The sequence below is a fragment of the Dokdonella sp. genome, from assembly GCF_051958935.1.
Lineage (GTDB): Bacteria > Pseudomonadota > Gammaproteobacteria > Xanthomonadales > Rhodanobacteraceae > Dokdonella_A.
The window spans coordinates 1-26,100 of sequence record NZ_JBQCFP010000137.1; the positions used below are offsets into that span (position 1 = coordinate 1).

Below are 26,100 nucleotides of genomic sequence, written 5' to 3' on the forward strand. Positions count from 1 at the left end.
CGCCCCGGCTTCGAAGAACTCGAGCGCGATGCGGTCGACGTCGTCGACGCGGACCTGCGCTGGCGCGTGCGCGACGGGCTGGACCTGCAGTTCTACCTGCGCAATGCGTTCGACGAAAACTACTACGCGACCGCCGACGAATTGTCGACGTTCGCGCAGGAACGCTCGCTCGGCATCAACGTGGTGTGGACGCTGCACTGAGCGCACATCGGCGACGCGGCGCGCGCCGCCACGGCGCGCGCCGTGTCGGAGCCTGACGCCCCACGATCGGAAAGGCGCTTGCCGAGCGCGCGCGTGCGTGCGAGCCTCGCCGTACGCTCCGGACGAACATCGATGCCGTTGCCGCGTCGCCCGTCGATCGCACTCGCCGCATCCGTGGTGGCATTCGCATGCGCCATCGTGCCTGCGCACGCCGGCCCCGCGGGTTCGCCGACGCAGGCAATCGAGGCGCTCGCACGCCAGTTCGACCTGCATCCGCTGCTGCTGTTCGGCGAGGTCCATCGCAGCGCGGAGCAGCACGCCTTCTTCGCCGGGCTCATGCGCGATCCGCGCTTCATCTGCCGCGTCGACGACATCGTGGTCGAGTTCGGCAACGCGCGGTTCCAGCCCATCGTCGACGCGTACATCGCCGGCGCGGACGTCGACGAGGCGGAGCTGCGGCAGGCATGGCGCGAGACCGCGGTTCCGTTCGCCTGGAATTCGCCCGTGTACGCCGCGTTCTACGCCGCCGCGCGCGAGGTCAACCTCGACCATCGCTGCGCGCATCCGCTGCGCGTCGTGCTCGGCGATCCGCCGCTCGACTGGTCGTCGATCGATTCGGCGCACGCATTGGCCGCGACCGCCGACCGCGACGAATGGTTCGCTGCGACCGTCGAGCGTGAAGTGCTCGCGAGGGGGCACTCGGGCTGGCTCGTCGCGGGGCAGCTCCACGCGGTGCGCGCCCTGCCCGCGAGCGAGGGCGGCTGGACGGACGCTACCGTCGCCGAGCTCCTCGAGGGCCGGCATCCGGGCCTGCTCGCGAACGTGGTGCCGGTGCCGTCGACGGCGGCGGCCGAGCGGCTCGACATCGGCGATGCACCGGCCTTCGTCGACGTGCACTCGGCACCGGCGGAGCTCGCACGCGCGGACTTCGGCCTGATCGCGCCCGGCTGGAAAGCCGAACTCGTGCAGCGCGACGGCCATCCGGTGTGGGATCTGCACGCCGCGCCGGACTGGCCCCCGATCGGAGTGGTCGCCGATGGCCTGCTCTACCTCGGGGACGACGCCGCGCGCGCATTCCCGCCGCCGGCGATCTACCTCGAACCGCACTACCAGCAGGAACTGCGTCGTCGCATCGCAATCATCGCGGCATGGAACGGCCAGGACTTCATGCCCGTGCTCGACGACCTGGTCCGGTCCGCCCGCGCGGACGCATCGGCACGCTGAACCTCGACGCCATCGCGCACGCACTCCGGCGTTGCTACCATCCCGCGCTTGCGCGTCGCGCTGCCGGCGCCCTGCATTCGTCGAGGTCCTGCGTGAAGATCCTGCTCTCCTTGTTGCTGCCGTTCGTCCTTTTCGCCTCCGCGCATGCGCAGGATTGCCCCGATGTCGCGCCGTACGCGAAGGCGCGTGAAGTGGTCCGCGATCTCGACCGCATCACCGCGCCGAACGGCGTGCAGGAGGCGTATGCGACGAAGATCGGCGGCATCGACCAGTGGCTCGACGTGCGCGGCCAGGACCGCGGCAACCCGGTGATCCTGTTCGTCCACGGCGGCCCGGCGTCGCCGGTGACGCCGACGCTGTGGCAGTTCGAACGGCCACTCGAGGAGTACTTCACGATCGTCAACTGGGACCAGCGCGGTGCCGGCAAGACCTTCAACTCGGTCGATCCGCAATCGATCGCCGATACGATCCACATCCAGCGCTACGTCGACGACGCGATCGAGGTGGCCGAGTACGTGCGCAAGCGCTATCGGCAGGACAAGCTGATCCTGATGGCGCACAGCTGGGGAACGATCGTCGCGATGAAGGCCGCGCTTGCGCGCCCGGACCTGTTCCATGCCTACGTCGGCATCGGCCAGGTCGTGAACACGCGCGAGAACGAACGGATCAGCTTCGACTACGGCCTCGAACAGGCGAAGGCACGCGGCAATACGACGGCCGTGAAGGAACTCGAATCGATCGCGCCCTATCCGGGCGACCAGCCGATCACGCGCGAGCGGATCGTCATCGCGCGCAAGTGGGCGCAGTACTACGGCGGCCTCAGCGCGTTCCGCGACGATTCGAAGTACTACTTCGACGGGGCGATGCTGTCGCCCGACTACGACGCGCGCGACGTCTGCGCGATCGATCGCGGCAACGTGTTCACCCTGGGGCGTATCCTGCCCGAATTCCTCGCGGTCGATTTCACCGGCGTGCGGCGCTTCCCGATCCCGATCGTGATGTTCATGGGCCGCCACGACTACACCACGCCATCGGCGCCGACCGCGGCGTGGCTCGACCGGCTCGAGGCGCCGTCGAAGCAGGGCGTCTGGTTCGAGCGTTCCGCGCACATGATTCCGTGGGAGGAGCCGGGCAAGACACTGGTCAGCCTGCTCGCCTACGTGCGACCGCTCGCCGATCGCAAGCGCGGTGCCGGCGCACGCACCGATTGAGCGGCGGCGCCATCCGCCCATCATCGTTTTCCATCGGACGTAGCGATCCATGCACAGCGGCAGTTGCCTGTGCGGTACCGTGCGCTACGAGATCCGCGGCGACCTCGGCGCAGCGTTCTTCTGTCATTGCTCGCTGTGCCGCGAGGCCAGCGGTTCCGCGTTCGCCGCGAACGTCCTCGTCGACGGCGAGGACTTCGTGGTCGTCGCCGGCGCCGAGGCAATCGGCCGGCACCGTTCCAGCGCGACCCTCGTGCGCGAGTTCTGCACACGCTGCGGCTCGCCGCTGGTGAGCCGCCGCGACGGCATCAGCCAGGTGCGCGTGCGCATGGGCACGCTCGACACGCCGGCTGCGCAAGGGCCCGGCGCGCACATCTTCGTCGCGTCCACGGCGGACTGGTTCGAGATCCACGACGGCCTGCCGCAGCATTCGGACCGGCCGCAGGGGTGAGCGCGGCCATGCCGGCCGCCGCGGCCGCGCGCGGCTCCTGACCGGACCCGCCCGAGCGGCTATACTTCGCCCTTTGCGCCTCCGCCTTGGCGCGAACTGCAGCGAATGAATCCGAACTTCCTCGATTTCGAACAGCCGATCGCCGAACTGGACGCCAAGATCCAGGAACTGCGCCATGCCAGCCGTGGCCAGTCGTTCAATATCGAGGATGAAATCGCGACGCTGCAGGACAAGCTGAAGACGAAGACCGCCGAAATCTTCCGCAACCTGACGCCGTGGCAGGTCGCGCAGCTGTCGCGCCACCCGGCACGCCCGTATACGCTCGACTACGTCGGCGTGATCTGCGAGGAGTTCCACGAACTTGCCGGCGATCGCGCCTACGCGGACGACGCCGCGATCGTCGGCGGCCTCGGCCGCGTCGCCGGACGCAGCGTCATGATCATCGGCCACCAGAAAGGCCGCGACACCAAGTCCAAGATCCGGCGCAACTTCGGCATGCCGCGACCGGAGGGCTATCGCAAGGCGCTGCGCCTCATGCAGATGGCGAAGCGCTTCCGCCTGCCGATCCTCACCTTCATCGACACGCCTGGCGCGTATCCCGGCGTCGGTGCCGAGGAACGCGGCCAGAGCGAAGCGATCGCGCGCAACCTGCTCGAGATGGCGCGCCTCGAGGTGCCGATCATCTGCACCGTCGTCGGCGAAGGCGGTTCGGGCGGCGCGCTCGCGATCGGCGTCGGCGATCGCACCAACATGCTCGAATACAGCACCTACTCGGTGATCACGCCCGAAGGCTGCGCCTCGATCCTGTGGAAGACCGCCGAGCGCGCGAAGGACGCGGCCGAAGCCCTCGGCATGACCGCGCCGCGCCTGCTCGAACAAGGGCTCGTCGACAAGGTCGTGCGCGAGCCGCTCGGCGGTGCGCATCGCAACCCGCGCGGCATGGCGGTGCGCCTCAAGGCGGTGCTGCTGAACCAGCTCGACGAGCTCGAAACGCTGCAGGTTCCGGCGCTGCTCGACAAGCGCTACCAGCGCCTGCGCCGCTACGGCGCCTTCAGCGGCACCTGACCCCGGGTCCGGAACGGACGGGATCGTCGGCGCATGAACGACAGCCGCCGGGCGATGCCCTCCGAACTCGCCGCGCTGACCGGCCTGCGCGGGTTCGCCGCGCTGTGGGTCGTGCTCTACCATGTCTGGGTCGATGCCGGGCCGCGCGTGATGGCGATCGGTCCGCTCGACCTCACGCCCGCGTTTTCCTGCGGTTGGGCCGGCGTCGACATCTTCTTCACGCTGTCGGCGTTCCTCCTGTCCCTGCCGTTCGCCAGCTGGCAGCTCGGCGCGATGCCGCGCCCCGCACTCGGAACGTTCTGGGCGCGACGCGTCCTGCGCATCTTTCCGGCCTATTACGCCCAGCTGGCCGTGCTCCTCGTGCTTGCCGCAGCCGGCGTCGGCGCGTGACCTTCGGCGGGGCAGCTGCTCGGCAACCTCGTCCTGTGGTTCAACTTCGGCTCGATCGCGGCCGCACCGATCAATCCGGTCACCTACACGCTGCCGATCGAATTCTGCTTCTACCTCGTGCTGCCTGTGTTTGCGCTGCTGCTGCGCCCGCGCTGGTGGATCGTGCTGCTGGTGTTCGCGGTGGTGGAGACGCAGGCGTACCGCCACCTCGCGTACGCGGCGGTCGCGCAGGCCGAGGTGCCGCAGCGCGTGCTCGCGCTGGAGCAGTTGCCGGGGCGGCTCGACCAGTTCGTGTACGGCATGCTCGCCGCCTACGCCTACACGCGCGCGGCGATCGCGCGGCGCCTGCCCCGGCCGGCCGTCGCGGACGTGCTGTTCGGCCTCGGCATGGCGCTCGTCGCACTCATGGCCGCGGCGATCCACTTGCGCAGCAGCTTCTACTGGGACGGGGACCCGCTGCTGTTCGTCTGGCACGGCGTCGTCGGCGCCGCCGTCGCGCTCATGTTGTACGCGGCCGCTGCCGGCAGCCGCGTCGCGCACGCGCTGTTCGCCAACCGAGCACTGCGCCATGTCGGTCTGGTCAGCTTCGGCCTTTACCTGTGGCACTTCCCGTTGATCGGCTGGCTCGACGCCGCGCACGTATTCGATCGCATCGACGGCTATCGCCTGCCGTGGACGCTGCCGACGATCCTGTTGCTCGCGCTGCTGCTCGCGGAAGCGTCCTACCGCGTCGTCGAGCGGCCTGCGCTGCGCCTCGGCCGCGGACGCGCGCGCGACCCCGGCGTGCGCACAGAGCTGGTCGCGGCCGATCCCGCGGCACGCGTGTGAACGCGACGTGGCATCTCGTGCGAGTCCTGTGCGCCGCGCTCTGCGTCGCACCGGTGTTCGCACCTGCGGCTCCGGACGAATTCGAGGAAGAACCCGTCATCGACGCCGCGACGCTCGTGCAGCCGGCACTGCTCTCCGGCCCCGGCTTCGAGGTCGATCCGCACGTCGAGCTGCGCGGCTACATGGCCCGTTTCACGCTCGACACGCGCTTCGGCCCGCTCGAGGCCGACAGCGTCGAGATCCTCGCCGAGCGCGAAGCGGAATTGCCGGCGCTCGAAGCGCTCGACGCCGTCACCCGTTCGGACGCGTTCCTGCACGCGGCTGGCAGCCGCATCGGGGCGACCGCGAAGGCCCTCGCGCAGGTCGTGCTGCATCCGGTCGACACGGTGCTCGGCATTCCCGCCGGCGTCGCGCGCTATTTCGGCCAGCGCCTCGCCAAAATCGGCACGCAGGCGCAGAGCGCGTCGGACCGCGCGGCGCGCCGCTTCGGCAACGAAGGCGACCCGTATCCGGCCGACGAAGGGCCGATGACCGACGGCCGCGAGGAACGCGCCGACGCGCCGAAGAAGAAGCACTGGTACTCCTCGATCGCGCGCGAGGCTGGACGGGAGTTCAAGCGCCAGGTGAAGTACGGCAAGGCCAAGCGCGACCTCGCGCAGCGCCTCGGCATCGATCCGTACACGCGCAATCCGTACGCGCAGGAACGCCTGTCCGCGCTCGCCTGGGTCGCCAGCGCCGGCGATTTCGGTGCCGGCGGCGCGCTCGGCACGCTCGGCGGCGTCGGTGCCGGCGTGCTCGCGCAGGGCGCGCGCATCAACGGCATCGTCTGGAAACTCGCGCCCGAGGACCTGCGCGCGCGCAATCGCGAGCGCCTGCAGCAGCATTGCCGCGACGAATTGCTGATCCGCCAGTTCCTGCGCCGCGGCGCGTTTTCGCCGACCCTGCAGACCGGGTTCGCCGATGCGCTCGACGCGTTGCAACCCGCGCAGGGCTGTGACGACGTGCTCGAACTCGGCATGACCGCGGATTCGGACCTGGAAGCGCGCTTCCTCGTCAACGCGCTGCGCCTCGTCGATGCGCACCTCGGCGCGCGCGCGAAGCACGGCACGTTGCAGCGTGTCGGCGCAGGACTCGCCTACATCGACGCGGACGGCGAACTCGTGTTGCCACTGCCGGTGGATCGCCTCAGCGCGACCGCCGAAGTCGAGCGCTTCCTCGATCGGCCGGAATTGCGCGTCAAGAACAAGACCGTGCTGGTCGCCGGCGATGCGAGCCTCGCTGCACGCCGTGCGCTTACCGAGCGTGGCTGGAACATCGTGATCGGCGTGCGTCGCGCGGGCGCGCCGCCGTCTGCGCGCAGCGGCGAGCCCGCTCCGCTCGACGTCGAATGAGGCGCCTGGCGGTCGCGACGGGATGGCGGCATCGCACCGCCATCCCGCGCCGTGCCTATTCGACCTCGATCTCGAGGCCGCCGACCATGCCGGCGACGAGGTTGTAGATCGCCGCGCCGATCACGCCCGCGATGAAACCCGTCACGCCGTACATGATCGGCAGGAAGATCACCATGCCGATGCCGCCGAGCATGCCTAGCGCGCCTGCCGCCGCGCTGCCGTCGGAGCCGCCGGTCAGGCCCGCGAGCATGGAGCCGAATAGCAGGAAACACAGGCCAATGATGAGGCCGAACAATGCCATGACGCAGGCCTGGATCACGCCCGCCTTGACTACACCGATGCGCTTGATGACCACTGGATCCCCTCCCAGGATGGATGAACAGGTCGCGGCGACCCGCTGCCGCCCGTGCAGCCTAGACCCGTGCCGCATGGGCGGCAACCGGCGGCGTCCCGCGCGTGACGCGCTTCGCGGCCGACGCATCGACCACGTCGCACGGTGGCGCTGCGCTACCATAGACATCTCCTTCCGCTCCGGAACACCCGTCTCCATGGACTTCGCCGCACGCGGCCGCCTCGCCGCCGAACTCGACTCGATCCGCGACCAGGGCCTGTACAAGACCGAGCGCGTCATCACCACGCCGCAGTCGGCCGCGATCCGCACCGACGACGGCCGCGAAGTGCTGAACTTCTGCGCCAACAACTACCTCGGCCTCGCCGACCACCCTGACGTGATCGCCGCGGCCAAGCATGCGCTCGACACGCACGGTTTCGGCCTCGCCTCGGTGCGCTTCATCTGCGGCACGCAGGACCTGCACAAGCAACTCGAAGCCACGATCTCGCGCTTCTTCGGCAGCGACGACACGATCCTCTACACGAGCTGCTTCGACGCCAACGGCGGCCTGTTCGAGACGATCCTGTCGGACGAGGACGCGGTCATCTCCGATGCGCTCAACCACGCCTCGATCATCGACGGCATCCGCCTGTGCAAGGCGGAGCGGCGGCGCTACGCCAACGGCGACATGGCCGAACTCGAAAAGCACCTCGCCGAGACGCAGGGCAAGCGCACGCGCCTGATCGCGACCGACGGCGTGTTCTCGATGGATGGCTACATCGCCAAGCTCGACGAGATCGTCGCGCTGAAGAAGAAGTACGGCGCGCTGCTGATGGTCGACGACTCGCACGCGACCGGCTTCGTCGGCCCGACCGGCCGCGGCTCGGCCGAACTGCACGGCGTGATGGACGAAGTGGACGTGTTCACCTCCACGCTCGGCAAGGCACTCGGCGGCGGTTCCGGCGGCTTCACGACCGGCCGCAAGGAGATCATCGACCTGCTGCGCCAGCGTTCGCGGCCGTACCTGTTCTCCAACACGCTGCCGCCGCCGCTCGTCGCGGCGTCGATCAAGGTGTTCGAGATGCTCTCCTCGAGCACGGACCTGCGCGACAAGGTCAACGACAACGCGCTGTACTTCCGCCGGCGCATGACCGATGCCGGCTTCGAGATCCGCCCGGGCACGCATCCGATCGCGCCGGTCATGCTGCACGACGCCAAGCTCGCGCAGGCCTTCGCGAAGGAACTGCTCGACGAGGGCATCTACGTGATCGGCTTCTTCTACCCGGTCGTGCCACAGGGCCAGGCGCGCATCCGCACGCAGATGAGCGCGGCGCACACGCGCGAACAGATCGACCGTGCGGTCGACGCGTTCGTCCGTGTCGGCCGCAAGCTCGGCGTCCTCCAGGGATGAACGAGGCGCCGCCGGCGGGCGGCGCGGGCCGCCATCGCCTGCTCGACCTCGAGATCGATCCCGCCACGCGCAGCGTCAAGCGCGCTGGCGGCGAGGTCGATGTCGGTGGACTCAGTTTCGACCTGCTCGCATTCCTGCTCGGCTGCGGCACGCGCGTGGTGACGTTCGACGAACTCATCGCCGCGGTGTGGGCACCGGCCGTGGTCAACGAGGAAACCGTGACGCAGCGCGTGAAGCTGCTGCGCCAGGCGCTCGGCGACGACGGACGCCATCCGCGCTACGTGCGCTCCGTGCGCGGCCGCGGTTACCAGCTGTGCGCGCCCCCGCAGGCGCTCGCCGACGAGGCGCCGCCGCGGCGCTGGCGACCGCTCATCGCCGGCGCACTCGCGGCGCTTACCGCTGGTGCGCTCGTCGCAGCCCATGCGTGGCGCTCCGCGTCCTCGCCGGCCGCACCCGCGCATGTGCAGGACGAACGCCTGCAACGTGCGCGCTACTACGCCGGCATCGGCCAGGACGACAACAACGAGCGCGCGATCGCGCTGTACGAGGAAATGCTGCGCGACACGCCCGCCGACGTCGACGCGCGCCTCGGCCTCGCCTTCGCCTACGGCGCACGCGTATGCCTGTACAACCGCGAGCCGGACTGGAGCGAGCGAGCGCTAGCGCTGGCGCAGGGCGTGAGTGCGGCGCAGCCAGGCAACAGCCTCGCCCACGCTGCAGCAGGCTATGCGCACGACTGTCGCGGCGAGATCGACGCGGCGATCGGCGAATACGAACGCGCGGTCGCGCTCGACCCGCAGGCGCGCGTCGACAGCCTCGCCTCCGCGGCCAACCTGTATGCGGCCAAGGGCCGGCTCGCCGACGCGCTGCGCGCGGACCTGCAGGCACGGGGCGGCGCGACGCAGCCGCGCTTCCTCGACCTGCAGATCGCGCGCGTGCTCGAGCTGCTCGGCTTCACCGCCGCGGCCGAGCGGCGCTACGAGCGCGTCTTCCGCCTCTATCCCGACAACGTGTTCGGCAACGTCGACTATCCGCGCTGCCTGTTCCTGCAGGGGCGCCTCGCCGAAGCCGCGGCGGCGCTGGAGCAGGCGCAGCAGCGCCCGCGCCATCCCGATCTCGCGCTGCTCGAAGGCGAACTCGCGCTGCTGCGGGGCGAGCGCGCTGCCGCCGGCGAAGCGTTCGCGCGGGCAGCCGCGTTGCGGCCGCACGCGGGCCGAGCGGCGCTGCTCGCCGGGCTGCATTCGCCGACGCCGGCCGACGCGGCATGGATTGCCGTGCGCGCGGACGAACTGCGCGCCTCGCTCGAAGGCGGCGGCGACTGGCCCGACGGCTGGCTCGACCTCGCCGTGCTCGAGCTCGCGCGCGGCGCGCGCGAGCAAGCGTTCGACGCCTTGCAGCGCGCGGCCGATGCGGGCTATCGCGACCGTGCCTACCTGCAGACCTCGGCGCTGTTCCGCCCGCTCGCGGCGGATCCACGCTTCGCCGCGACACTGGATGCGATCGGCCGCGCGGTCGCGCGTGAACGCGATGCGGTCCTTGCCGACGGCCTGCCGACCGAAGCCGACGCCGGCACGCGCTGACACCTCACGGCGATGCGCGCGCCGGCATCGCCTTCAGCACGAATTCGCGGAAGATCTCCTTCGACTGCGGGTGCGCGTAGCGCTGGTTGTAGGCTGTGCTCGTGACGACCGCGACGAGTTGCCGTTCGGGAATCACCAAAACGTAGTTGCCGCCGTTGCCGGCCATCGCCCATGCGGCCCAATCGTGGCCGTCCCGCTCGAAATGGAAGCGCCAGAGGAGATAGCCGTACTCGGCATCGTCGCGTGCCTGCGCGTGCGGTGTCAGCATCGCCGCGATCCACGCCTTCGCGATCACCGTCCGGCCCTGCCACTCGCCCTGTGCGGCGAGCAGCTGGCCAATCTTCGCCGCGTCGCGCGTGGCCAGGCGCGTGCCGCCGCCGCCCATCGCGATGCCTTCCGGCGCGAAGTTCCACTGCGTGCGCGCGATGCCGAGTGGACGCTCGAGCACCTCGGCCGAGAACGCATCGAGGTGGCGACCCGTGGCGCGCTCGACCAGCGCACCGGCGACGTGGGCACCGGCCGTGCAGTAGGAGAACGCGCGGCCGTAGGGACTGTCCGCCGGCTTCTTCATCCACGGCGCGAAGCCCTTGATCGGCAGGTCCAGCGCGAAGCGGAGCCAGTCCTCGGTCACGTACATGCGCTCCTCGTTGCCGCTCGAGTAGGCATTGTCGTCGTCGCATTCCCACAGCGAGCTCATCGTCAGCAGGTCCTCGAGCGTAAACGCGTCCTTGCGCGCGTCCGCATGCAGGAACGGCTTGCGATCGGCGAAGTACGGGTACACCTTCGCGTGCACGTCGGGGACCAGGCCACGCTCGATCGCGGCACCCGCGAGCAGCGCCGTCAGCGTCTTCGTCGCCGAGCGCATGTCGTTGAGCGTATCGCGCGCGCCGCCGTTGAAGTAAGCCTCGTAGACGAGGCGGCCGTGGTCGGCGACGAGGACGCTCGTGATGCCCTTGTAGGTACCGTCGGCGACCTTCGCCTCGACGCCGGCCAGCATGTCGACGTTCCAGCCGAGCTTGCCTGCGTCCGCGACCGGCCAGCCGTCGCCCGTGCGTTCGGGCGGGCGGTACGCGGCATGGGCGGTGCCGGCTGCGGCTGCGAGCGTGAAGCCGCAGAGCAGGCGGGCGAACGAACGGATCTGCATATACTCCTCCAGGGCCGGAATGGCCCGCGCACTCCGCCACGTCGCATGCTGAAGTGCCGGAAACGCGAATGAAGAATTGTGAAAGCGCCTCGCAGCGCTCATGCGACGGCGCGACGCCCCCACCCGATCGATCCCGCGAGGTGTCCATGCCCGACTCACCTGCCCGCCGAACCTTCCTCGCGACCTGCGGCGCGGGCGCGGCATGGGCGGCCTGCCCGCGCGCCTTCGCCGCGACCGCGGCCGCGACTTGGCCGCGTTACCGCGACGCGATCGTCGTCGATGCCTGCGGCTCGCCGGGTCGACCCGACGGCGATGCGCTGGACGCAGGCGAACTCGCCGACATCCGTGCCGGCGGCGTCACCGCGATCAACTTCACGGTCGGCGCGGTCGGGAGCTACGCCGACGATTTCGAGAAGACATTGCGCAACATCGCGTTCTGGGACGCGCAGATCGCCGCGCACCCGGACACGCTGCTCAAGGTCGTGCGTGGCGCAGGACTCGACGAGGCCAAGCGCAGCGGCCGCCTCGGCATCGTGTTCGGCTTCCAGGACACGACCATGTACGGCGAGGACCTCGAGCGCTTCGACCTGTTCCACGATCTCGGCGTGCGCATCGTCCAGCTCACCTACAACCGCCGCAACCTCGTCGGTGACGGCTGCATGGAACCGGGCAACGCGGGGCTCAGCCGGTTCGGTCTCGAGCTCGTCGCGCGCCTGAACGAGCGCGGCACCCTGATCGACCTCAGCCATTGCGGCCAGCGCACCACGCGCGAGGGCATCCTCTCTTCGAAGCGCCCGGTCGCGATCACCCACACGGGCTGCGCGGCGGTCACCGAAGCGCCGCGCAACAAGCGCGACGAAGAACTGCGCCTGCTCGCCGAGCGCGGCGGCGTGGCCGGCATCTACATCATGCCGTACCTGCGCGCGCAGGGTCAGGTGCAGGCGGACGACGTGATCCGGCACCTCGAACACGCGCTCGACGTGTGCGGCGAGGACCACGTCGGCATCGGCACCGACGGCACGACCTCGGGCGTCGAGGTCACCGAGGCGTACAAGAAGCAGTTCGCCGACGAGATCGCCGAACGCGCCCGGCGCGGCATCGCGGCACCGGGCGAGCGCGCCGATTCATTCACGTTCGCGCCCGACCTCAACACGCCTTCGCGTTTCGAACGCATCGCGCTGCTGCTGTCGCGTCGCGGCCATTCCGATGCGCGCATCGAGAAGGTGCTCGGTGCCAACTTCGCGCGGCTGTGGCGCGAGGTGATGGTCTGAAGAACGGCACGCGCCCGCAGAGGCGGTCGCGGTGCTGACGAAAGGCGCGCGCCCGCACGAGGCGGGCCCAGTGCTTCGGCGGCTGGCGGAGGGAGTCGGCGCAGCCAGGCCTGGCACCTACGCGACGCCGAGAGGGCGGCGCCGCGCAGCGGAAAAAGTCAGCCGTCAAAGCCGTCTTCGAACAGCGTGTCGCCACCGGCCGGCGCGACGTTGAAATGCACGGGCACGATCGCCGGCTGCGTCCGACGCGCGGGATCGTTGCTGAATACGCAGATCGACGCCTCGTAGTCGCCCGGTGCGATCGTCGTCGCATCGAACGTGACGTCGTAGACGCCGAACGGTGCGCCCGGCGCGAGCGTGCCGCTCGCCGTCGACAGGCTGAGCCACGGCGCGTCGAGCGGCTGCGTGCAGTCACCACCGGCCTTGGCGATCGCGAGCGCGAACAGCTGGCGCTGGTCGCCCGATGGCACCAGCGGCGTCGGCGTTCCGGTGACCGGGTCGATCGTCGCCACCGCGGCGGCGCCGTTCGCGTCGTACGACGTCCAGTAGAGGATGCCGGTCGAGCGGTCGAACTTGATGCCCTGCGCGAACTTCGCGTCGACGCCGAGCGGGCCGACCACGCTCGCCGCGCCGCTCGCCTTGTCGATCGCGACGAGCGTGTCGTTGAGCGTGTCGAGGCCGTACATCGCGCCGGACTGGTCGATCGCGATGTCGGCGATCGTGGTGGGCGTGCCGGTGTCGATCTTGCCGATGAAGGTCGCGACGGCGCTCTGCCGGTCGATCGCGTAGAGGCCCGACCAGCCGTTGGTCGCGTTCGACGCCGCGTACAGCACGCCGCTCGCCGGGTCCCATGCGGCGCCCCACCACGCTTCGTTCGGCTGCGCGCGCTGCGGCACCGGCCAACCGACCAGGGCCTTGCTGCCGTCGCTCGTGTCGAGCGTGTAGAGCTCGTCGTAGTAGTAGTCGAGCATCCACTCGCGACTGAAGTCGTTGTCGACGAAGTCGCCGCCGGCGACGTACATGCCCGCGAGATCGATGTCCGGCACGATCACCTGCGCGTTGCCCGCGTCGGGCGCGAACAGGTCGAAGCCGATGTAGTCCTGCGCGCCGGTGTTCGTGTCGAGCTGCACCGCATAGGCCGGCAGGCCGGTCCCCCCGAGCACGCCGGCCGTCGATGTCCGCGAGGATCGGCCCACGGTCTTCGCCGGTCGGCGCTGCAATGCCGAGGCGTCGAACACCGTACGCGCGACCGAACGCCGCGGATGCGCGGCTACCGACGACGACGGGTATTCGCCCGCACTCCACTCGAGCGTGCGGTTGCCGTCGTTGCCGATCACGATCGGCTGGCTCACGCTGATGCCGCTCGCGGCGAACGCATTCAATTGCGCGACCGGCAGCACGAGATGCGGCGCACCGACGTCCGCATGCACGCTTGCCGATGCCGACAGCGCATCGGCGGGCGGCTGCAAGGTCCACCGCACCGCCTTGCCCGGCGTCAGCACGGGCGCGAAGCTCGAATACGCCTGCGCCGTGGTGCCGTCCGCCTGCAAGCCGGCGATCGCCTGGTCGCCCGCATCGCCGAAATCCCCGGTTCCCGCGCCCGTCGATAGGTACTGGAAGAGATATCCGCCGCTCGCCTCGTCGATGATCACTTCGAACGTGAAACCCGGCATCGACGGCCAGTCGAGCGCAAGGTCCTTCCATTCGACGACGAAGCGACGCTGGCCCGGCGTGCTGCCGAGCACCTTCGTGTAGACGCTGCCGACGCTGTCGGCGTACCCGCTCCACGCCGGCGCGATCGCCGCGGTGACGTAGGTCGACGGGAACGCATAGGTCATCGGGATCGCGCACGGCGTGCCGCCCGGCTGGATCGCGCCGTTTGCGCCGATGCAGAGCATGTCGCTGCGCGTGCCGAACAGGTCTACCGGGAACGGCGCCTGCACGAGCGCCGAGCGCGCGTGCGCGAAGCCACCCGTGAGATCGAGCAGGGTGCCGTCGCTCGCGTCGACGTAGTCGAACGCGACGCCGTCGTCGACCGCATAGTCGGGGCGCGTGCCGCTCGCGGTCCAGCTCGCGTCGACGTCGCCGTCGACGACGGCCCCGGCCACTTCGAGCTTGATGTAGCGCCAGCTCTCGCCGGGCGCGATGTCCTGGTGCAGCTGCGCGAACAGGTCACCATGCAGCGAATCGGTGAGCGTATGCCAGGACAGCGTGTGGTCGCTGCCGTTGGTGAGCGTGTAGCACCAGGCGAGCTGATCGCCGACGTCGGCGACGACACTCGATTGCGTGCTGCACGCGTCGGGCTGGCCGGGGTCGGCGAGCGCGACGCCGACATCGACGCACAAGCCGTCGGCGGAGCACGCGCGCGGCGCATGCGCGGCCACGCGCTGCAGCGACGGCAGCTCGACGGCGTCGGCGGAACGTGCACCGGCGAGGGCGGCGAGGCCGGACGCGGTGAACAGCAACAACCAGTTGGCGGAACGGGCGGGCATCGGTACACCTCGGCAGGGGTAGCGGCGTCGCCGCGGCGACACCGCGATGACGGACGCATGACGAAAGCCCGAGCCTGCACGAGCGGCGCGAGGGCGCCATTCGCAGCCGCTAGCAAACCGCTAGCAGGGCGCTAGCGGCGCCATAGAACGCCAATACGATCAGGACGTTGGGGGCGGGGCGATCAGGAATGCGCGGGCGGCGCCGCCGCGTCGCGCAGGCCGGTACGCAGTTGCCTCTCCCCTGCGAGGGCATCGGCCTGACGCAATGCGACGAGGCGCAGGTCCTCGCGACCGAGCGCCTGGTACAGCGCGACCTGCAGTTCCGCGCAGTCGAAGTCGCGGTCCGCCCAGCGCGCGACGCGCCCGCCGATCTCCGCCGCGCGGCGCGCGTCGCCGCGCTCGAGCAGCCAGCCCGCATACGCGATCGCGGCATCGGCGACCGTCGCCGGCACGCCACGCTGCTCCGCCGCGGCCAGCGCGCGCTCGTAGTGCCGCTCCGCAGCCGGCGCATCGCCCTGCGCACGCGCCCGGGTCGCGAGCACGAGCGCCGCATACGGTGAGGTATCGTCGAGCACGCCCTCGGCGAACTCATGCACGCCCGCGCGTGCGAGCAACCAGGCGGTGCGCTCGCGCAGGGGGTCGTCGGGCTGCCTCGGCCATGCCGCGAGCGCCAAGCGCGCTTCTGCGACCGCGCGTTCGCGATCGCCGAGGCGTTCGGCCAGTCGCGCACCTTGTGCATGCACGTAGTGGGCGTAGCCGGCCTCGGTCGCCGCGGCGAGATCGTCGGCGGTCGCAGCGAGCACCTGCGCTGCCGCCTGCAGGTGGCCGACGTCGATGAGCGCACGCGCGCGGTTGGCGGCGAGCGCAAGGCGCTGACCGGGGTCGCCGATCTGCGCGCGCAGCGCCCACAGCCGCTCGCTGCTCGCGAGCGCGTCGGCATGCTGCAGCAGGTCGGCCTGCACCTCGAGCTGGCCGTTGAGGACCGCGCGTTGCGCGTCGACGACGCCGAAGCGCTCGAACGTCGCCGCCGCCGCGCGGAAGTCGACGAGCGCGTCGGCGAGGCGGCGGCGGTCCGCGTCGAGCAGGCCGAGGTAGTTGTCGACGCGGGCAAGCCCGAGCGCATCGCCGGCCGCAGCCATGCGCGCCCGCGCGAGGCCGAGATCGTTCGACGCATCGTCGTAGCGATGCAGGCAGGCGCGCGCGAGCCCGCGTCCGGCCAGCGCATTGCCCTGCGCGAGCGCCTTGCCGTCCGCTTCGGCGACACGCACCGCCGCGTCGTACCACGGCTCCGCCGCGGCGCAGTCGCCGCGCCGCATCGCCAGCATGCCGCGCGAGACGAGCACGTTCGTGCGCAGCTCGAACGGCAACGTCGCGGGGTCCGCGAGCAGCGCGCGCAGGATCGTGTCGGCCTGCTCGATGCGCCCGAGGTGGAACTCGATCTGGGCGGAGCGGTAGCGCAGCTGCGGATCGTTCTGCTCGGCCGGCGACGACTGCTCGATGAGTTCGCGCGCGAGGTCGTACTCGCTGCCCAGGATCGCCGCCTGCACGCGCTGCAGGCGATCGTCGAGCGGGTCGGCTCCGCCTTCCTCGTCCGCCGCGCCACGATGCCCGAGCGCCGCGAGCAGCAGCCCGCTCGCCTGGCGCGCAGCCTCGGTCGGCTGCGCGCGCGTCGCGCTCACGCGGTGGCTCGTACCGCGGTCGTCGACCGCATCGAGCTCTACCAGCCAGCCTTCGCTCGACTGTCGCACACGACCGCGCACGACGAGGCGCGGATTGAACGCCTCGACCGCGTCCTGCTCGCGCCGGGCCTCGTCGGCCGCAGCGTGCGCATGCAGGGCGGCGACGACGCTGTCGCTCGGCGGCACGGCCAGTTGCGCCGCGCGCAGGCGTTCGGCGACGAGATCCATCGCGCCCAGGCGCAGCCAGCCCTGCTCGCGCGCCGCCGCCACGTCGAACGGCAGGACCAGCACGACCTCCGCATCGGCGGGCGCAGCTGGCGCGACCGGCGCGGGCGCGGGATGGCGCATGGAGAACTGCCAGGCGGCCATCGCGATGGAAGCCACCGCGGCGAACGCCAGTACGACGAAAACGCCACGCCGCTTGCGTGGTCGCGCCGGTGCGTCGGCCGGCACGGTCGCTGCGGCACCGTCCGCGGATGCGGCAGGCGCCGCAGGCGGCGCCGCGGTCGCCCCGACCGGCGCGTCGTCGGCCACGGAGGGATCGATCGCTTCGATCGGCATCACCCAGCGATACCCGAAGCCGGGCACGGTGCGGATCGCGCGCTGCGCCTGTGCGTCGTCGCCGATCGTGCGGCGCGTGCGCGCGATGAGCTGGCTCACCAGCACGTCGGCGACGTCGACGCGTCCCCACAGCGCGGCGACGAGTTCGTCGCGACCGACCGCGCGCTCACGGTGTTCGATGAGGTAGGCGAGGCATTCGAAGACGCGCCGTGCGACCGGCTGCAGGCGCTCGTCGTGCCAGAGTTCGCGGGCTTGCGGCGCGATGCGCCAGCGCCCGAAGCGGTAGTTCATCCGCGCATTTTAGTACGCGCCCGCGGCGCCGACGGCGGCGCGAGCGCAACGACTTCGTGCGGCTCGAGCCGGCGCCAGCCGCCCTTGGCGAGCGTGCCGAGCGCGAGCGGCCCGATCGCCACGCGCACGAGCCGCAGCACGCCGACGCCGAGTGCAGCGAGCACGCGGCGGATCTGCCGGTTGCGGCCTTCATCGAGGACGATCTCGAGCCAAGCGTGCTGCTCGCCGCGGCGAAGTTCCTGCACCGCCTTGACCGCGAGGCGTTCGCCGCGCTCGACGACGCCGGCGCGCATCGCCGCGAGCAGCGCGGCGTCGGGCAGGCGGTCGATCCGCACGTGATAGGTCTTGTCGAGGTGCGAATCGGGCGCGGTGATCGCCGCGGCCCAGCCGCTGTCGTTGCTGAAGAGCAACAGGCCTTCGCTCGCGCGGTCGAGACGTCCGACCGGCGCGAGCCATGGCAGGCCCGAGCCGTCGAGCAAGGCATAGACGGTGTCGCGCCCGCGTTCGTCAGCCGCCGTCGTGACGAGGCCGCGCGGCTTGTTGACGGCGAGGTAGATGCGCTCGCGCGCGGCGACCTCGCCGCCATCGATCGCGATGCGCTCGCGCGCCGCATCGGTCGGCCGCTCGGCGTCGCGCACGACGCGTCCGTCGACGCTGACGCGTCCTTCGGCGATCCAGCGCTCGGCCTGCGTGCGCGAGGCGACGCCGAGCTTGGAGATGACCCGCGCGAGACCGTGGCGCGGCACGGCCGCGCCCGTCGCGACAGGCCGCGCGCGCGACACCCCGGGCCGGCGCGGGCGCACGTGTCAGAGCCGCGCGAAACCGTCGCCCGCCGGCACGTCGAACGGCTCGCGCTCGATCGCATCGACGCGTGCGCCCGGCGGACCGCGCTGCAGCCAGCGCTCGAGTTCGTCGATCGCCGCGGCATCGCCGCCGGCGACGACTTCGACGCGGCCGTCGGCGAGGTTCTTCGCCCAGCCGGTGAGTCCGAGTTCGCGCGCACGCGCCTGCGTCGAGGCGCGAAAAAATACGCCCTGCACGACACCGGACACGTGGAAGCGCGCGCCGGCCATCGCCTACCGGGCCTTGCCGGCGGCCATGGCCTTGTCGAGATCGTCGCCGGTGATCGGCCCGGTGAACTTCTTCGCGACGCTGCCGTCCGGCGCGATCAGGAATGTGACCGGCAGGCTGCGCGGCACTTCGAAGTCGGGCAGCGGGTTGTAGACGTCGCCCTGGGCAAGGGCGTACGCCACTGGATGCTGCTTGACGAAGGCGTCGATCTCGTCGCGCTCGGTGTCTTCCCATGCGATGCCGATCGCGCTCACGTCCTTCGCGTGCGCGGCGACGTAGGCGGAGATGTCCGGCATTTCCTTGATGCAGGGCGAGCACCAGGTCGCCCAGAAATTGACGATCACCCAGTGCCCGCGCTGCGCGGACAGGTCGAACGTCTTGCCGTCGAGGGTCTTGATCGAGAGCTCCGGCTTCGCCCTGGTCACGCGCGGTTCGTCGGCGTGGACCACGCCGACGGCGACGGCGGCGATGCAGGCGAGCGCGAGGGCGCGGATGAAAGAGGTCATGCGTGCTACACCGGTTTCGGCGAGGGGATGTCGGCCTTCGATGGTACATCCGGCGCGAACAGCGCGGCCAACGGCAAGGCGAGCGCCTCGCGCATGTGTCCGCCGAGGCGCGCGATCAACACCGCCGCAGGCGCGGTGAGGCCGTCGAGGCCCGCGGCATCGAGCGGCACGCGGTAGCCACCTTCGTCGACGAGTTCGAGCAGGCGCACCTGGGCGAGGTCGCGCACGACCATCCATTCGCCGAGTTCGCCGCGGCGGATCACGCCGACGCGGTGCAGGTCGCCGAGGTAGCGCTGCAGCAGGTCGTCGGTGAGGAACGGCTCGAGCGCGCACAGCTGCGCGCTGTGCAGGCCGCGCCCTTCGCGCTGCGCGACGACGAAATGGCCGAGCACGCGCAGGAGCCCGGTCAGTTCGTGTCCACGCGGCAGGCGCTGCGACGCAGGTCGATAGTCGAACGCGTTGAGCGAGGCGGTGATCGACGCACCGAACAGCACGATCGCCCACGACAGGTAGATCCAGAAGATGAAGATCGGCACCATCGCGAGCGCGCCGTACACCTGCTGGTAGCTCGCATAGCGGGTCGCGTAGAGCGCGAAGCCGCGCTTGGCCAGTTCGAACAGCGTGGTCGCGAGCAGCGCGCCAAACAGCGCGTGGCGCAGGCGCACGCTGCGATTGGGAATCACCGCGTAGGCGGCGACCAGCGCGCTCCAGACGAGCAGGAACGGCAGCACCGCGAGCACGCGTGCCTTGAGCGAGAACTGCGCCTCCGCCGCGTCGATGAACGGCAACGCGAACGCGTACGAGCTGATCGCGAGCGCGGCGACGAGCAGCAGCGGGCCGAGCGACAGCGCGGTCCAGTAGACGACGAAGCGCGCGCCGGCGCGTCGCGCGACCTGCACGCGCCAGATGCGGTTGAACGCGTCCTCGATGCTCATCATCAGCGACACCGCGCTGAACAGCAGCACGAGCACGCCGACCGCGGTCGCCTGGCTCGCGTTGTCGGCGAACTGGGTGAGATAGCCCTGCACCGTGCTGCCCGCCGCGGGCACGAAGTTCTCGAACACCCACACCGTGACCTGCTCGCGCCACCCCGCGAAACCGGGGAACGCGGCCAGCGCGCCGAGCACCGCGGCGGTGAGCGGCACGAGTGCGAACACGGTCGTGAACGACAGCGCGCCCGCGGTCTGCAGGCAACGATCCTCGAGGAAGCGCCGCCAGGTGAACTCGAGGAACGCGACGATGCGATCGCGGTCGTAGCGCGAATGGACGAGCCGTAGCAGGCGGTCGAGCAGCATGCGCCGAGCCTAACGCAGGGAGGCTGACTGGCCAATGTGCGGGCCCCGAGGGTCGACGGAGGCACGCCCGCAGCGCGTCCCGCCGGTCACTCCCTCCGCTTGCGCTGCCGCGTATCCCACCCGATCGCGCCGATCACGACCGCGCAGCACACCGCTTCGAGCAACGCCGGCACGCGCGCCGCGGGCACCGCCCACGCGGCGACGACGCCATGGCAGAAATAGAACAACGCGATGATGCCGAGCCACAGCAACGCGCGGCGCGGCCGCGCGAGCGCGAACAGTGGCAGCAGCAGCGGCGGAAGGGTCAGCGCGAGGGCGTAGAGCGGCTTGCCGTTCGCGGGCGGCGCGAGCCACAGGTACCAGAGCGGCTGCAGCAGCACGAGCGCGGTCCACGCGCCGAAACCGAGGCGCTGCGGCATCATGCGCCGCGTTCCAGCTTCGCCGCGACGTCGGCGACGCGACGGCCGAGGACGCGCGCGAGCATGCGCTCGTCGTCGTCGATCGGATTCGCGCCGCTCGTGCCGGCGACATGGCTCGCGCCGTACGGGGATCCGCCACCGCGCGTGCGGTTGAGCGCGGCTTCGGTGTAGGGAATGCCGACGACGAGCACGCCATGGTGGAGCAGCGGCAGCATCATCGAGAGCAGGGTCGTCTCCTGGCCGCCATGCATCGTGCTCGTCGCGGTGAACACGCCGGCGGGCTTGCCGACCAGCGCGCCCGATGCCCATTCGGCCGACGTCGTGTCGAGGAAGTGCTTGAGCGGCGCCGCCATGTTGCCGAAACGCGTCGGGCTGCCGAGCACGAGCCCCGCGCACTCGCGCAGGTCCTCGCGCGTGACGTAAGGCGCGCCTTCGTCGGGCTCCGGCGGCGCCGCGGTCTCGGTGACCGGCGCGACCGGCGGCACGCTGCGCACGCGTGCGCGCATGCCGTCGACTTCCTCGACGCCGCGCGCGACGAGCCGCGCGAGCTGTGCGACCTTGCCGGTGCGGCTGTAGTAGAGGACGAGGATTTCGCTCATCGGCAGTGCTCGGCGGATCGTGCGCCGATGATAAGCGACGCACGCCTGCGCAGCGTGCATTCCAGCCGTCAGCCCTCGGCCTTCGGCCTTCGGCCCTTCGGCTCACAACATTGCTGGTGCTTGCGCTCCACGGCCGACGGCAGTCGCTCGGCGAGGAACTCGACCATCGCGCGCACGCCGGGCAACTGGCCGCGCCGGCTCGGATAGACGAAGTGCATCACGCCCTGCGGCATCGCCCAGTCCGGCAGCACGACCTCGAGTTCGCCCTTGACCACCGCGGGCGCGCAGACGAATTCGGGCAGGGTCGCGACGCCCTGCCCGCGCCGCGCAGTTTCGAACAGCAGCGCGAAATCGCCGCAGACGACGCGCGCCTGCATTTCCACGCTCGCCTTCGCACCGTCGGGCCCGTGCAGCTCGAGGATCTGCGCGCCGTCGTGTTCGAGCATCGACAGGAGCGGCAGGCGCTCCAGGTCGTCGGGTTGCGCGGGGCGCCCGTTCGCGTCGAGGAACGCGGGCGTGGCGACCAGCAACGCACGCGAATGGCCGAACGTGCGCAGCACGAGCGAGGCGTCGGTGTCGAGCTTGTCGCGCACGCGGATCGCGAGGTCGAAGCCTTCGCCGATCACGTCGACGCGGCGGTTGCTCGACAGCACGCGCACCTGAACCTTCGGGTACGCCGCGAGGAAATCGGGCAGCACGTGGCCGATGATCGTCTGCACGAGCGCCACCGGGCAGCTCAGGCGCACGACGCCGCGCGGCTCGGCGCGCAATTCGTCGACGACGTCCTGCGCTGCGCGCGCTTCCTCGAGTGCGGCACGGCAGTGCGCGTAGAAACGCTCGCCGATCTCGGTCACCGCGAAGCGCCGCGTGGTCCGCTGCAACAAGCGCACGCCGAGGCGCTCCTCGAGCTGCGCGATGCGCTTGCTGAGGCGCGACTTCGGTGTGTTGAGCGCGCGTCCCGCGGCCGAAAAGCCCTTGTGTTCGACCACCGCCGCGAAGAAACGCAGGTCGTTGAGGTCGTGCAATGCGCCGTCGGCCGCCGTCATGATCGTTTCCATGGGTGAACGAACCATCGCATTTTGGCGGACTTATCAGTCGATTGTCCACGCCATATCGTTTCCTCCGTTGGAAGCACCGCTTCCCGCGGTCCAAGGAGACCCGTCATGAAACTGCTCCATGTCGATTCCAGCGCCCTCGGCACTCACTCGGTCACGCGCGAACTCGGCCGCGCCCTGGTCGAATCGTGGACGCGCACCAACCCCGGTACCGAGGTCGTCTACCACGACCTCGCCGCACAGCCGCTGCCGCACTGGGCCCCGGTCGCCGACGCGAGCGACCCCGCCGCGCGCGCCGGCAACGCGATGCTCGACGAGTTCCTCGCCGCCGACGTCGTCGTCATCGGCGCGCCGATGTACAACTTCTCGATCCCGAGCACCCTGAAGGCATGGATCGACCGTGTCGCCGTCGCGGGCAAGACGTTCCGCTACGGCGCGAACGGGCCGGAAGGCCTCGCCGGCGGCAAGCGGGTCATCATCGTCTCCGCGCGCGGTGGCATCTACAGCGAAGGCCCCGCCGAGGCGATGGACTTCCAGGAAGACTACCTGCGCAAGGTGTTCGGTTTCCTCGGCGTCACCGACGTCGAGGTCGTGCGCGCCGAAGGCGTGAACCTGTCGCCGGAGAGCAGGCAGCGCGCGGTCGCCGCGGCGCACGCTTCGATCGCGGGTGAGCGCCGCCTCGCAGCGTGAGTCGCACGCCCCGCGCGCCGCTCAGTGCTCGCCGGGCGGGGCGGCGGCGGCCGCGACGCGCGGCGGCCGGCACAGTGGCACGAGCACGAGCGCGACGAGGAACATCCAGGCCATCAGGCGGAACACGTCGTTGAATGCGAGCGTGAGTGCAGCGCGCGTGACGATGCGTGCGATCTCGCCTTGCGCGACGAGCATCGCGTGCGCGGCGTCGCTCGTCACCGCGGCGAAGCGGCCGGCGAGCGCGGCGACGGTGTCCGGCGCGCTGCGCGCGGCTTCGCCGAGGCTTTCGCCGAAGCGCGCGACGTGGATGCGCGCTTCGTCCTGCAGCCAGGTGTTCACGACCGCGATGCCGATCGCGCCGCCGAGGTTGCGCATGAGGTTGAACAACCCCGACGCCGCGCGCAACTCCGGGCCCGCGAAGCCGCCGAGCGCGAGCGTCACGCTCGGCACGATGCACAGCATGATCGCGAGGCCGCGCAGCGCCTGCGGCAGCAGCAGCGCGCCGAAGCCCCACTCGGGTGTCATGTCGGATGCGAGCCACAGGCTCGCCGCGAACAGTGGCAGGCCGACCGCGATCATCGCGCGGGGGTCGATGCGCTGAGACAGGCGCGCGGCGATGATCGTGCTCACGATCTGCGCGATGCCGGTCACGAACACGGTCGTGCCGATCTGCAGGCTGTCGTACCCGCGCACGCGACCGAGGAACAGCGGGATGAGGTACGTCGAGGAGTAGAGCCCGAAGCCGACCACGAGGTTGAACACGCAGGCGAACACGAACGTCGGCTCGCGGAACGGCGAGAGCCGAACGACCGGCGCGCGCGAGCGCAGCGAGCGCTCGAGGAACAGGCCGAAGCCGACCAGCGACAGCCATGCCGCGGTCGCGACGACCGGATCGTCCAGCCACTGGTAACGCGGCCCTTCCTCGAGCGCGTACTCGAGCCCGCCGAGGAACGCCGCCATCGCGACGAGGTGCACGTAGTCGATGCGCTTGAGCATCGAAAGATCGGCCTTGTCGACGCGCACGAACATCACCGTGAGCGCCGTCACCGCGATGCCGGGAACGATGTTCACGTAGAAGATCGAGCGCCATCCGAACGCCTCGGTGAGCACGCCGCCGACGGTCGGCCCGAGCGTCGGCGCCAGCACCGACACCATGCCGAGGATCGCCGGGATCAGCGCGCGGTCCTTGCCGTCGAACAACGCGAAGCCGGTCGCGAACACGGTCGGGATCATCGCGCCGCCGACGAAACCCTGGATCACGCGGAACGTCGTCATCGATTCGATGTCCCATGCCGCGCCGCAGAGCGCGCTCGCGAGGGTGAAGAGGCCCGCCGACAGCGCGAACAGCCAGCGCGTCGACAGCGCCTGCGCGAGGAACGCCGAGAACGGGATCATCACGAGCTCGGCCATGAGGTAGCCGGTCTGCACCCAGCTGATCTCGTCGGGGCCGGCGGACAAACCCGCCTGCACGTCGTTGAGCGAGGCCGCGACGATCTGGATGTCGATCAGCGCCATGAACTGGCCGAATGCCATCACGCCGAAGATGAGGAAACGTTGCGCGAGCGGCAACGCCGAAGGCACGAGCGGGGCGTCGGCGGCGCGGGAAGGCGGGAGCGAGGCGGGCATCGGGATGACCTTGAAATCGGGCGGCGGCGATTATATGATGACAATCATATCAACGATCAAGGCGTCGCCATGCGCTACGACAGCGACCACAAGCAGAAGACACGCGAGCGCGTACTCGACGCGGCAGCCGGCGCGATCCGCGCGGCCGGTCCCGAACGCGTCGGCGTCGCCGCGGTGATGGCCGAGGCCGGCCTCACCCACGGCGGCTTCTACGCCCACTTCACCTCCAAGGACGAACTCGTCACGGCCGCGATCAGCCACATGTTCGAGCAGGCGCGCGAGCGCTTCGTGCGCGAGACCCAAGGCCTCGACGCACGCACCGGCTTGCGCGCCTACATCGAGTTCTACCTGTCGAAGAAGCACCGCGACGCGCGCAGCAGCGGCTGCCCGATCGCCGCGCTGTCGTCCGACCTGCCGCGCCTGACCGACGAAACGCGCGCGGTCTACGCCGAAGGCGTGCACCACCTCGTCGCGCGCCTGGCGAAGATGCTCGAAGAACTCGAGCGCCCCGAACCCGGGAGCGAAGCGCGCTCGCTCGTCGCGGAACTCGTCGGCGCGCTCGCGCTCGCGCGCGTCGAGCCCGATGCGAAGCGGTCGGACGCGATCCTCGCCGCGTCGAAGCGGCAACTGCAGCGCCGCTTCGGTCTCGAACCGCGCGCGTGATCAAGACCCGCGAAATCCGCACGCAAGTGCAATCCCCACCCTGCCGGTGATGGCCTCATGAGTACCGATACCTCCACCCCGATCCCGCCCCGCGCGCGCGGCCCGCTGTTCGCCGCGGTGATCGCCTGCGCGGTCGCGCTCGGCGGCGTGCTCTGGCTGTACGCGCCGCGCCGCAGCGAATCGACCGACAATGCCTACCTGCAGGCCGACAGCTCGGTGGTCGCGCCGAAGGTGCGCGGCCTCGTCGCCGAAGTGCTCGTGCAGCACGACCAGCGCGTACGCAAGGGCGACCCGCTCGTGCGCATCGACGCCGAGGAGTTCGACGCACGCGTCGCCGCCGCGCGCGCGAGCGTGCAGAACGCCGAAGCGGCGATCGCCGCGGCGCAGGCGGCCCTCACCACGCACGACGCCGAGCAGCGTCTCGCCGCGTCGAACGTGCGCGCGGCGCAGACCTCGATCCGCTCGTCCGACGCGCAACGGGCGCTCGCCGAGGCCGATCGGCGCCGCTACGACGATCTCGTGCGCAGCGGCGCGGTCGCGCGCCGCGACGTCGACCAGTATCGCGCGGCCGAGGTCACCGCGCAGGCGAATGCCGAGCACAGCCGCGCGGCGCTCGCGGTCAGCCGCGACCAGGCCGCGGTGACCGATGCGCGCGGCG

General features: G+C 70.7%; 24 protein-coding genes and 1 pseudogene. 13 read left to right on the forward strand and 12 right to left on the reverse strand.

The features are described 5' to 3' along the window. The 7 genes and pseudogenes from ACTHK2_RS13705 to ACTHK2_RS13735 form a co-directional block, all read left to right on the forward strand. On the forward strand, positions 1–201 hold a 201-nt coding region (locus ACTHK2_RS13705), incomplete at its 5' end, for a hypothetical protein (RefSeq protein WP_440246275.1). 132 nt (positions 202–333) lie between these two features. Then, positions 334–1,425: a hypothetical protein gene (locus tag ACTHK2_RS13710; protein ID WP_440246276.1), complete on the forward strand. Its 1,092-nt coding sequence runs from the start codon at positions 334–336 to the stop codon at positions 1,423–1,425. Positions 1,426–1,517: 92 nt separating this feature from the next. Further along, on the forward strand, positions 1,518–2,636 hold the full coding sequence (locus tag ACTHK2_RS13715) for an alpha/beta fold hydrolase (RefSeq protein WP_440246277.1): 1,119 nt from the start codon (positions 1,518–1,520) through the stop codon (positions 2,634–2,636). Positions 2,637–2,685: 49 nt separating this feature from the next. Further along, entirely contained in the window at positions 2,686–3,084 is a 399-nt protein-coding gene (locus ACTHK2_RS13720) for a GFA family protein (protein ID WP_440246278.1), read from the forward strand. Between the two features lie 105 nt (positions 3,085–3,189). Next, positions 3,190–4,149 carry an acetyl-CoA carboxylase carboxyltransferase subunit alpha gene (locus tag ACTHK2_RS13725; protein ID WP_440246279.1) on the forward strand — a complete coding sequence of 320 codons (960 nt, stop codon included), beginning with the start codon at positions 3,190–3,192 and terminating at the stop codon, positions 4,147–4,149. A 54-nt stretch (positions 4,150–4,203) separates the two neighbouring features. Further along, a pseudogene (locus ACTHK2_RS13730) lies at positions 4,204–5,367 on the forward strand (acyltransferase family protein). 17 nt (positions 5,368–5,384) lie between these two features. Then, entirely contained in the window at positions 5,385–6,758 is a 1,374-nt protein-coding gene (locus ACTHK2_RS13735) for a hypothetical protein (protein WP_440246280.1), read from the forward strand. A 55-nt stretch (positions 6,759–6,813) separates the two neighbouring features. Here the strand turns inward: ACTHK2_RS13735 and ACTHK2_RS13740 are convergent, their stop codons facing one another. Continuing rightward, positions 6,814–7,113 (reverse strand): hypothetical protein, encoded by a 300-nt coding sequence (locus tag ACTHK2_RS13740; RefSeq protein WP_440246281.1) that lies wholly within the window; start codon positions 7,111–7,113, stop codon positions 6,814–6,816. 193 nt (positions 7,114–7,306) lie between these two features. Between ACTHK2_RS13740 and kbl the strand changes: the two genes are divergently transcribed. Next, entirely contained in the window at positions 7,307–8,500 is a 1,194-nt protein-coding gene (gene kbl / locus ACTHK2_RS13745) for a glycine C-acetyltransferase (protein WP_440246283.1), read from the forward strand. Further along, positions 8,497–10,080, forward strand: a complete 1,584-nt coding sequence (locus ACTHK2_RS13750) for a winged helix-turn-helix domain-containing protein (RefSeq protein WP_440246284.1) — start codon at positions 8,497–8,499, stop codon at positions 10,078–10,080. Before kbl ends, ACTHK2_RS13750 begins: the two co-directional genes overlap by 4 nt. A gap of 4 nt (positions 10,081–10,084) precedes the next feature. Here the strand turns inward: ACTHK2_RS13750 and ACTHK2_RS13755 are convergent, their stop codons facing one another. Beyond that, positions 10,085–11,224: a serine hydrolase domain-containing protein gene (locus tag ACTHK2_RS13755; RefSeq protein WP_440246285.1), complete on the reverse strand. Its 1,140-nt coding sequence runs from the start codon at positions 11,222–11,224 to the stop codon at positions 10,085–10,087. A gap of 146 nt (positions 11,225–11,370) precedes the next feature. Here ACTHK2_RS13755 and ACTHK2_RS13760 point away from each other — a divergent pair, with 146 nt between their 5' ends. Continuing rightward, entirely contained in the window at positions 11,371–12,495 is a 1,125-nt protein-coding gene (locus tag ACTHK2_RS13760; protein ID WP_440246286.1) for a dipeptidase, read from the forward strand. A 158-nt stretch (positions 12,496–12,653) separates the two neighbouring features. Here the strand turns inward: ACTHK2_RS13760 and ACTHK2_RS13765 are convergent, their stop codons facing one another. The 9 genes from ACTHK2_RS13765 to ACTHK2_RS13805 form a co-directional block, all read right to left on the reverse strand. Further along, entirely contained in the window at positions 12,654–14,987 is a 2,334-nt protein-coding gene (locus ACTHK2_RS13765; RefSeq protein WP_440246287.1) for a hypothetical protein, read from the reverse strand. A 182-nt stretch (positions 14,988–15,169) separates the two neighbouring features. Further along, positions 15,170–17,518, reverse strand: a complete 2,349-nt coding sequence (locus ACTHK2_RS13770; protein ID WP_440246288.1) for a winged helix-turn-helix domain-containing protein — start codon at positions 17,516–17,518, stop codon at positions 15,170–15,172. Next, a complete protein-coding gene (locus ACTHK2_RS13775; protein ID WP_440246289.1) occupies positions 17,515–18,321 on the reverse strand; it encodes a pseudouridine synthase in 807 nt (268 codons plus the stop codon). The genes ACTHK2_RS13770 and ACTHK2_RS13775 overlap by 4 nt, the downstream gene beginning before the upstream one ends. Before the next feature lie 3 nt (positions 18,322–18,324). Further along, a complete protein-coding gene (locus tag ACTHK2_RS13780) occupies positions 18,325–18,591 on the reverse strand; it encodes an acylphosphatase (RefSeq protein ID WP_440246290.1) in 267 nt (88 codons plus the stop codon). A gap of 3 nt (positions 18,592–18,594) precedes the next feature. Continuing rightward, positions 18,595–19,095, reverse strand: coding sequence for a TlpA disulfide reductase family protein (locus ACTHK2_RS13785; RefSeq protein WP_440246291.1), 501 nt, complete (start codon positions 19,093–19,095; stop codon positions 18,595–18,597). A 5-nt stretch (positions 19,096–19,100) separates the two neighbouring features. Further along, positions 19,101–20,390, reverse strand: a complete 1,290-nt coding sequence (locus tag ACTHK2_RS13790) for a YihY family inner membrane protein (protein ID WP_440246292.1) — start codon at positions 20,388–20,390, stop codon at positions 19,101–19,103. Positions 20,391–20,476: 86 nt separating this feature from the next. Then, positions 20,477–20,812 (reverse strand): DUF2069 domain-containing protein, encoded by a 336-nt coding sequence (locus ACTHK2_RS13795; protein ID WP_440246293.1) that lies wholly within the window; start codon positions 20,810–20,812, stop codon positions 20,477–20,479. Beyond that, positions 20,809–21,408, reverse strand: coding sequence for an NAD(P)H:quinone oxidoreductase (gene wrbA / locus ACTHK2_RS13800; RefSeq protein WP_440246294.1), 600 nt, complete (start codon positions 21,406–21,408; stop codon positions 20,809–20,811). The genes ACTHK2_RS13795 and wrbA overlap by 4 nt, the downstream gene beginning before the upstream one ends. A gap of 68 nt (positions 21,409–21,476) precedes the next feature. Continuing rightward, entirely contained in the window at positions 21,477–22,454 is a 978-nt protein-coding gene (locus ACTHK2_RS13805) for a LysR substrate-binding domain-containing protein (RefSeq protein ID WP_440246295.1), read from the reverse strand. A gap of 117 nt (positions 22,455–22,571) precedes the next feature. Between ACTHK2_RS13805 and ACTHK2_RS13810 the strand changes: the two genes are divergently transcribed. Next, entirely contained in the window at positions 22,572–23,153 is a 582-nt protein-coding gene (locus tag ACTHK2_RS13810; RefSeq protein ID WP_440246296.1) for an FMN-dependent NADH-azoreductase, read from the forward strand. Between the two features lie 21 nt (positions 23,154–23,174). Here ACTHK2_RS13810 and ACTHK2_RS13815 read toward each other — a convergent pair whose 3' ends face one another. Further along, positions 23,175–24,779, reverse strand: coding sequence for a DHA2 family efflux MFS transporter permease subunit (locus tag ACTHK2_RS13815; RefSeq protein WP_440246297.1), 1,605 nt, complete (start codon positions 24,777–24,779; stop codon positions 23,175–23,177). A gap of 69 nt (positions 24,780–24,848) precedes the next feature. On the opposite strand from ACTHK2_RS13815, the gene ACTHK2_RS13820 reads away from it, so the two are divergent. Then, positions 24,849–25,442, forward strand: coding sequence for a TetR/AcrR family transcriptional regulator (locus ACTHK2_RS13820; protein ID WP_440246298.1), 594 nt, complete (start codon positions 24,849–24,851; stop codon positions 25,440–25,442). Between the two features lie 57 nt (positions 25,443–25,499). Further along, positions 25,500–26,100 (forward strand): HlyD family secretion protein (locus tag ACTHK2_RS13825; RefSeq protein ID WP_440246299.1); only part of this gene is annotated, 601 nt, incomplete at its 3' end.

Excerpts from the sequence above, each read along its gene's own strand:
- ACTHK2_RS13785 (WP_440246291.1), bottom strand. The coding sequence starts at position 19,095 with ATGACCTCTTTCATCCGCGCCCTCGCGCTCGCCTGCATCGCCGCCGTC.
- ACTHK2_RS13795 (WP_440246293.1), bottom strand. The coding sequence starts at position 20,812 with ATGATGCCGCAGCGCCTCGGTTTCGGCGCGTGGACCGCGCTCGTGCTG.
- ACTHK2_RS13820 (WP_440246298.1), top strand. The coding sequence starts at position 24,849 with ATGCGCTACGACAGCGACCACAAGCAGAAGACACGCGAGCGCGTACTC.
- ACTHK2_RS13815 (WP_440246297.1), bottom strand. The coding sequence starts at position 24,779 with ATGCCCGCCTCGCTCCCGCCTTCCCGCGCCGCCGACGCCCCGCTCGTG.
- kbl (WP_440246283.1), top strand. The coding sequence starts at position 7,307 with ATGGACTTCGCCGCACGCGGCCGCCTCGCCGCCGAACTCGACTCGATC.
- ACTHK2_RS13760 (WP_440246286.1), top strand. The coding sequence starts at position 11,371 with ATGCCCGACTCACCTGCCCGCCGAACCTTCCTCGCGACCTGCGGCGCG.
- ACTHK2_RS13770 (WP_440246288.1), bottom strand. The coding sequence starts at position 17,518 with ATGAACTACCGCTTCGGGCGCTGGCGCATCGCGCCGCAAGCCCGCGAA.
- ACTHK2_RS13720 (WP_440246278.1), top strand. The coding sequence starts at position 2,686 with ATGCACAGCGGCAGTTGCCTGTGCGGTACCGTGCGCTACGAGATCCGC.
- ACTHK2_RS13805 (WP_440246295.1), bottom strand. The coding sequence starts at position 22,454 with ATGACGGCGGCCGACGGCGCATTGCACGACCTCAACGACCTGCGTTTC.
- ACTHK2_RS13750 (WP_440246284.1), top strand. The coding sequence starts at position 8,497 with ATGAACGAGGCGCCGCCGGCGGGCGGCGCGGGCCGCCATCGCCTGCTC.
- ACTHK2_RS13755 (WP_440246285.1), bottom strand. The coding sequence starts at position 11,224 with ATGCAGATCCGTTCGTTCGCCCGCCTGCTCTGCGGCTTCACGCTCGCA.
- ACTHK2_RS13710 (WP_440246276.1), top strand. The coding sequence starts at position 334 with ATGCCGTTGCCGCGTCGCCCGTCGATCGCACTCGCCGCATCCGTGGTG.
- ACTHK2_RS13765 (WP_440246287.1), bottom strand. The coding sequence starts at position 14,987 with ATGCCCGCCCGTTCCGCCAACTGGTTGTTGCTGTTCACCGCGTCCGGC.
- ACTHK2_RS13810 (WP_440246296.1), top strand. The coding sequence starts at position 22,572 with ATGAAACTGCTCCATGTCGATTCCAGCGCCCTCGGCACTCACTCGGTC.
- ACTHK2_RS13780 (WP_440246290.1), bottom strand. The coding sequence starts at position 18,591 with ATGGCCGGCGCGCGCTTCCACGTGTCCGGTGTCGTGCAGGGCGTATTT.
- ACTHK2_RS13790 (WP_440246292.1), bottom strand. The coding sequence starts at position 20,390 with ATGCTGCTCGACCGCCTGCTACGGCTCGTCCATTCGCGCTACGACCGC.
- ACTHK2_RS13725 (WP_440246279.1), top strand. The coding sequence starts at position 3,190 with ATGAATCCGAACTTCCTCGATTTCGAACAGCCGATCGCCGAACTGGAC.
- wrbA (WP_440246294.1), bottom strand. The coding sequence starts at position 21,408 with ATGAGCGAAATCCTCGTCCTCTACTACAGCCGCACCGGCAAGGTCGCA.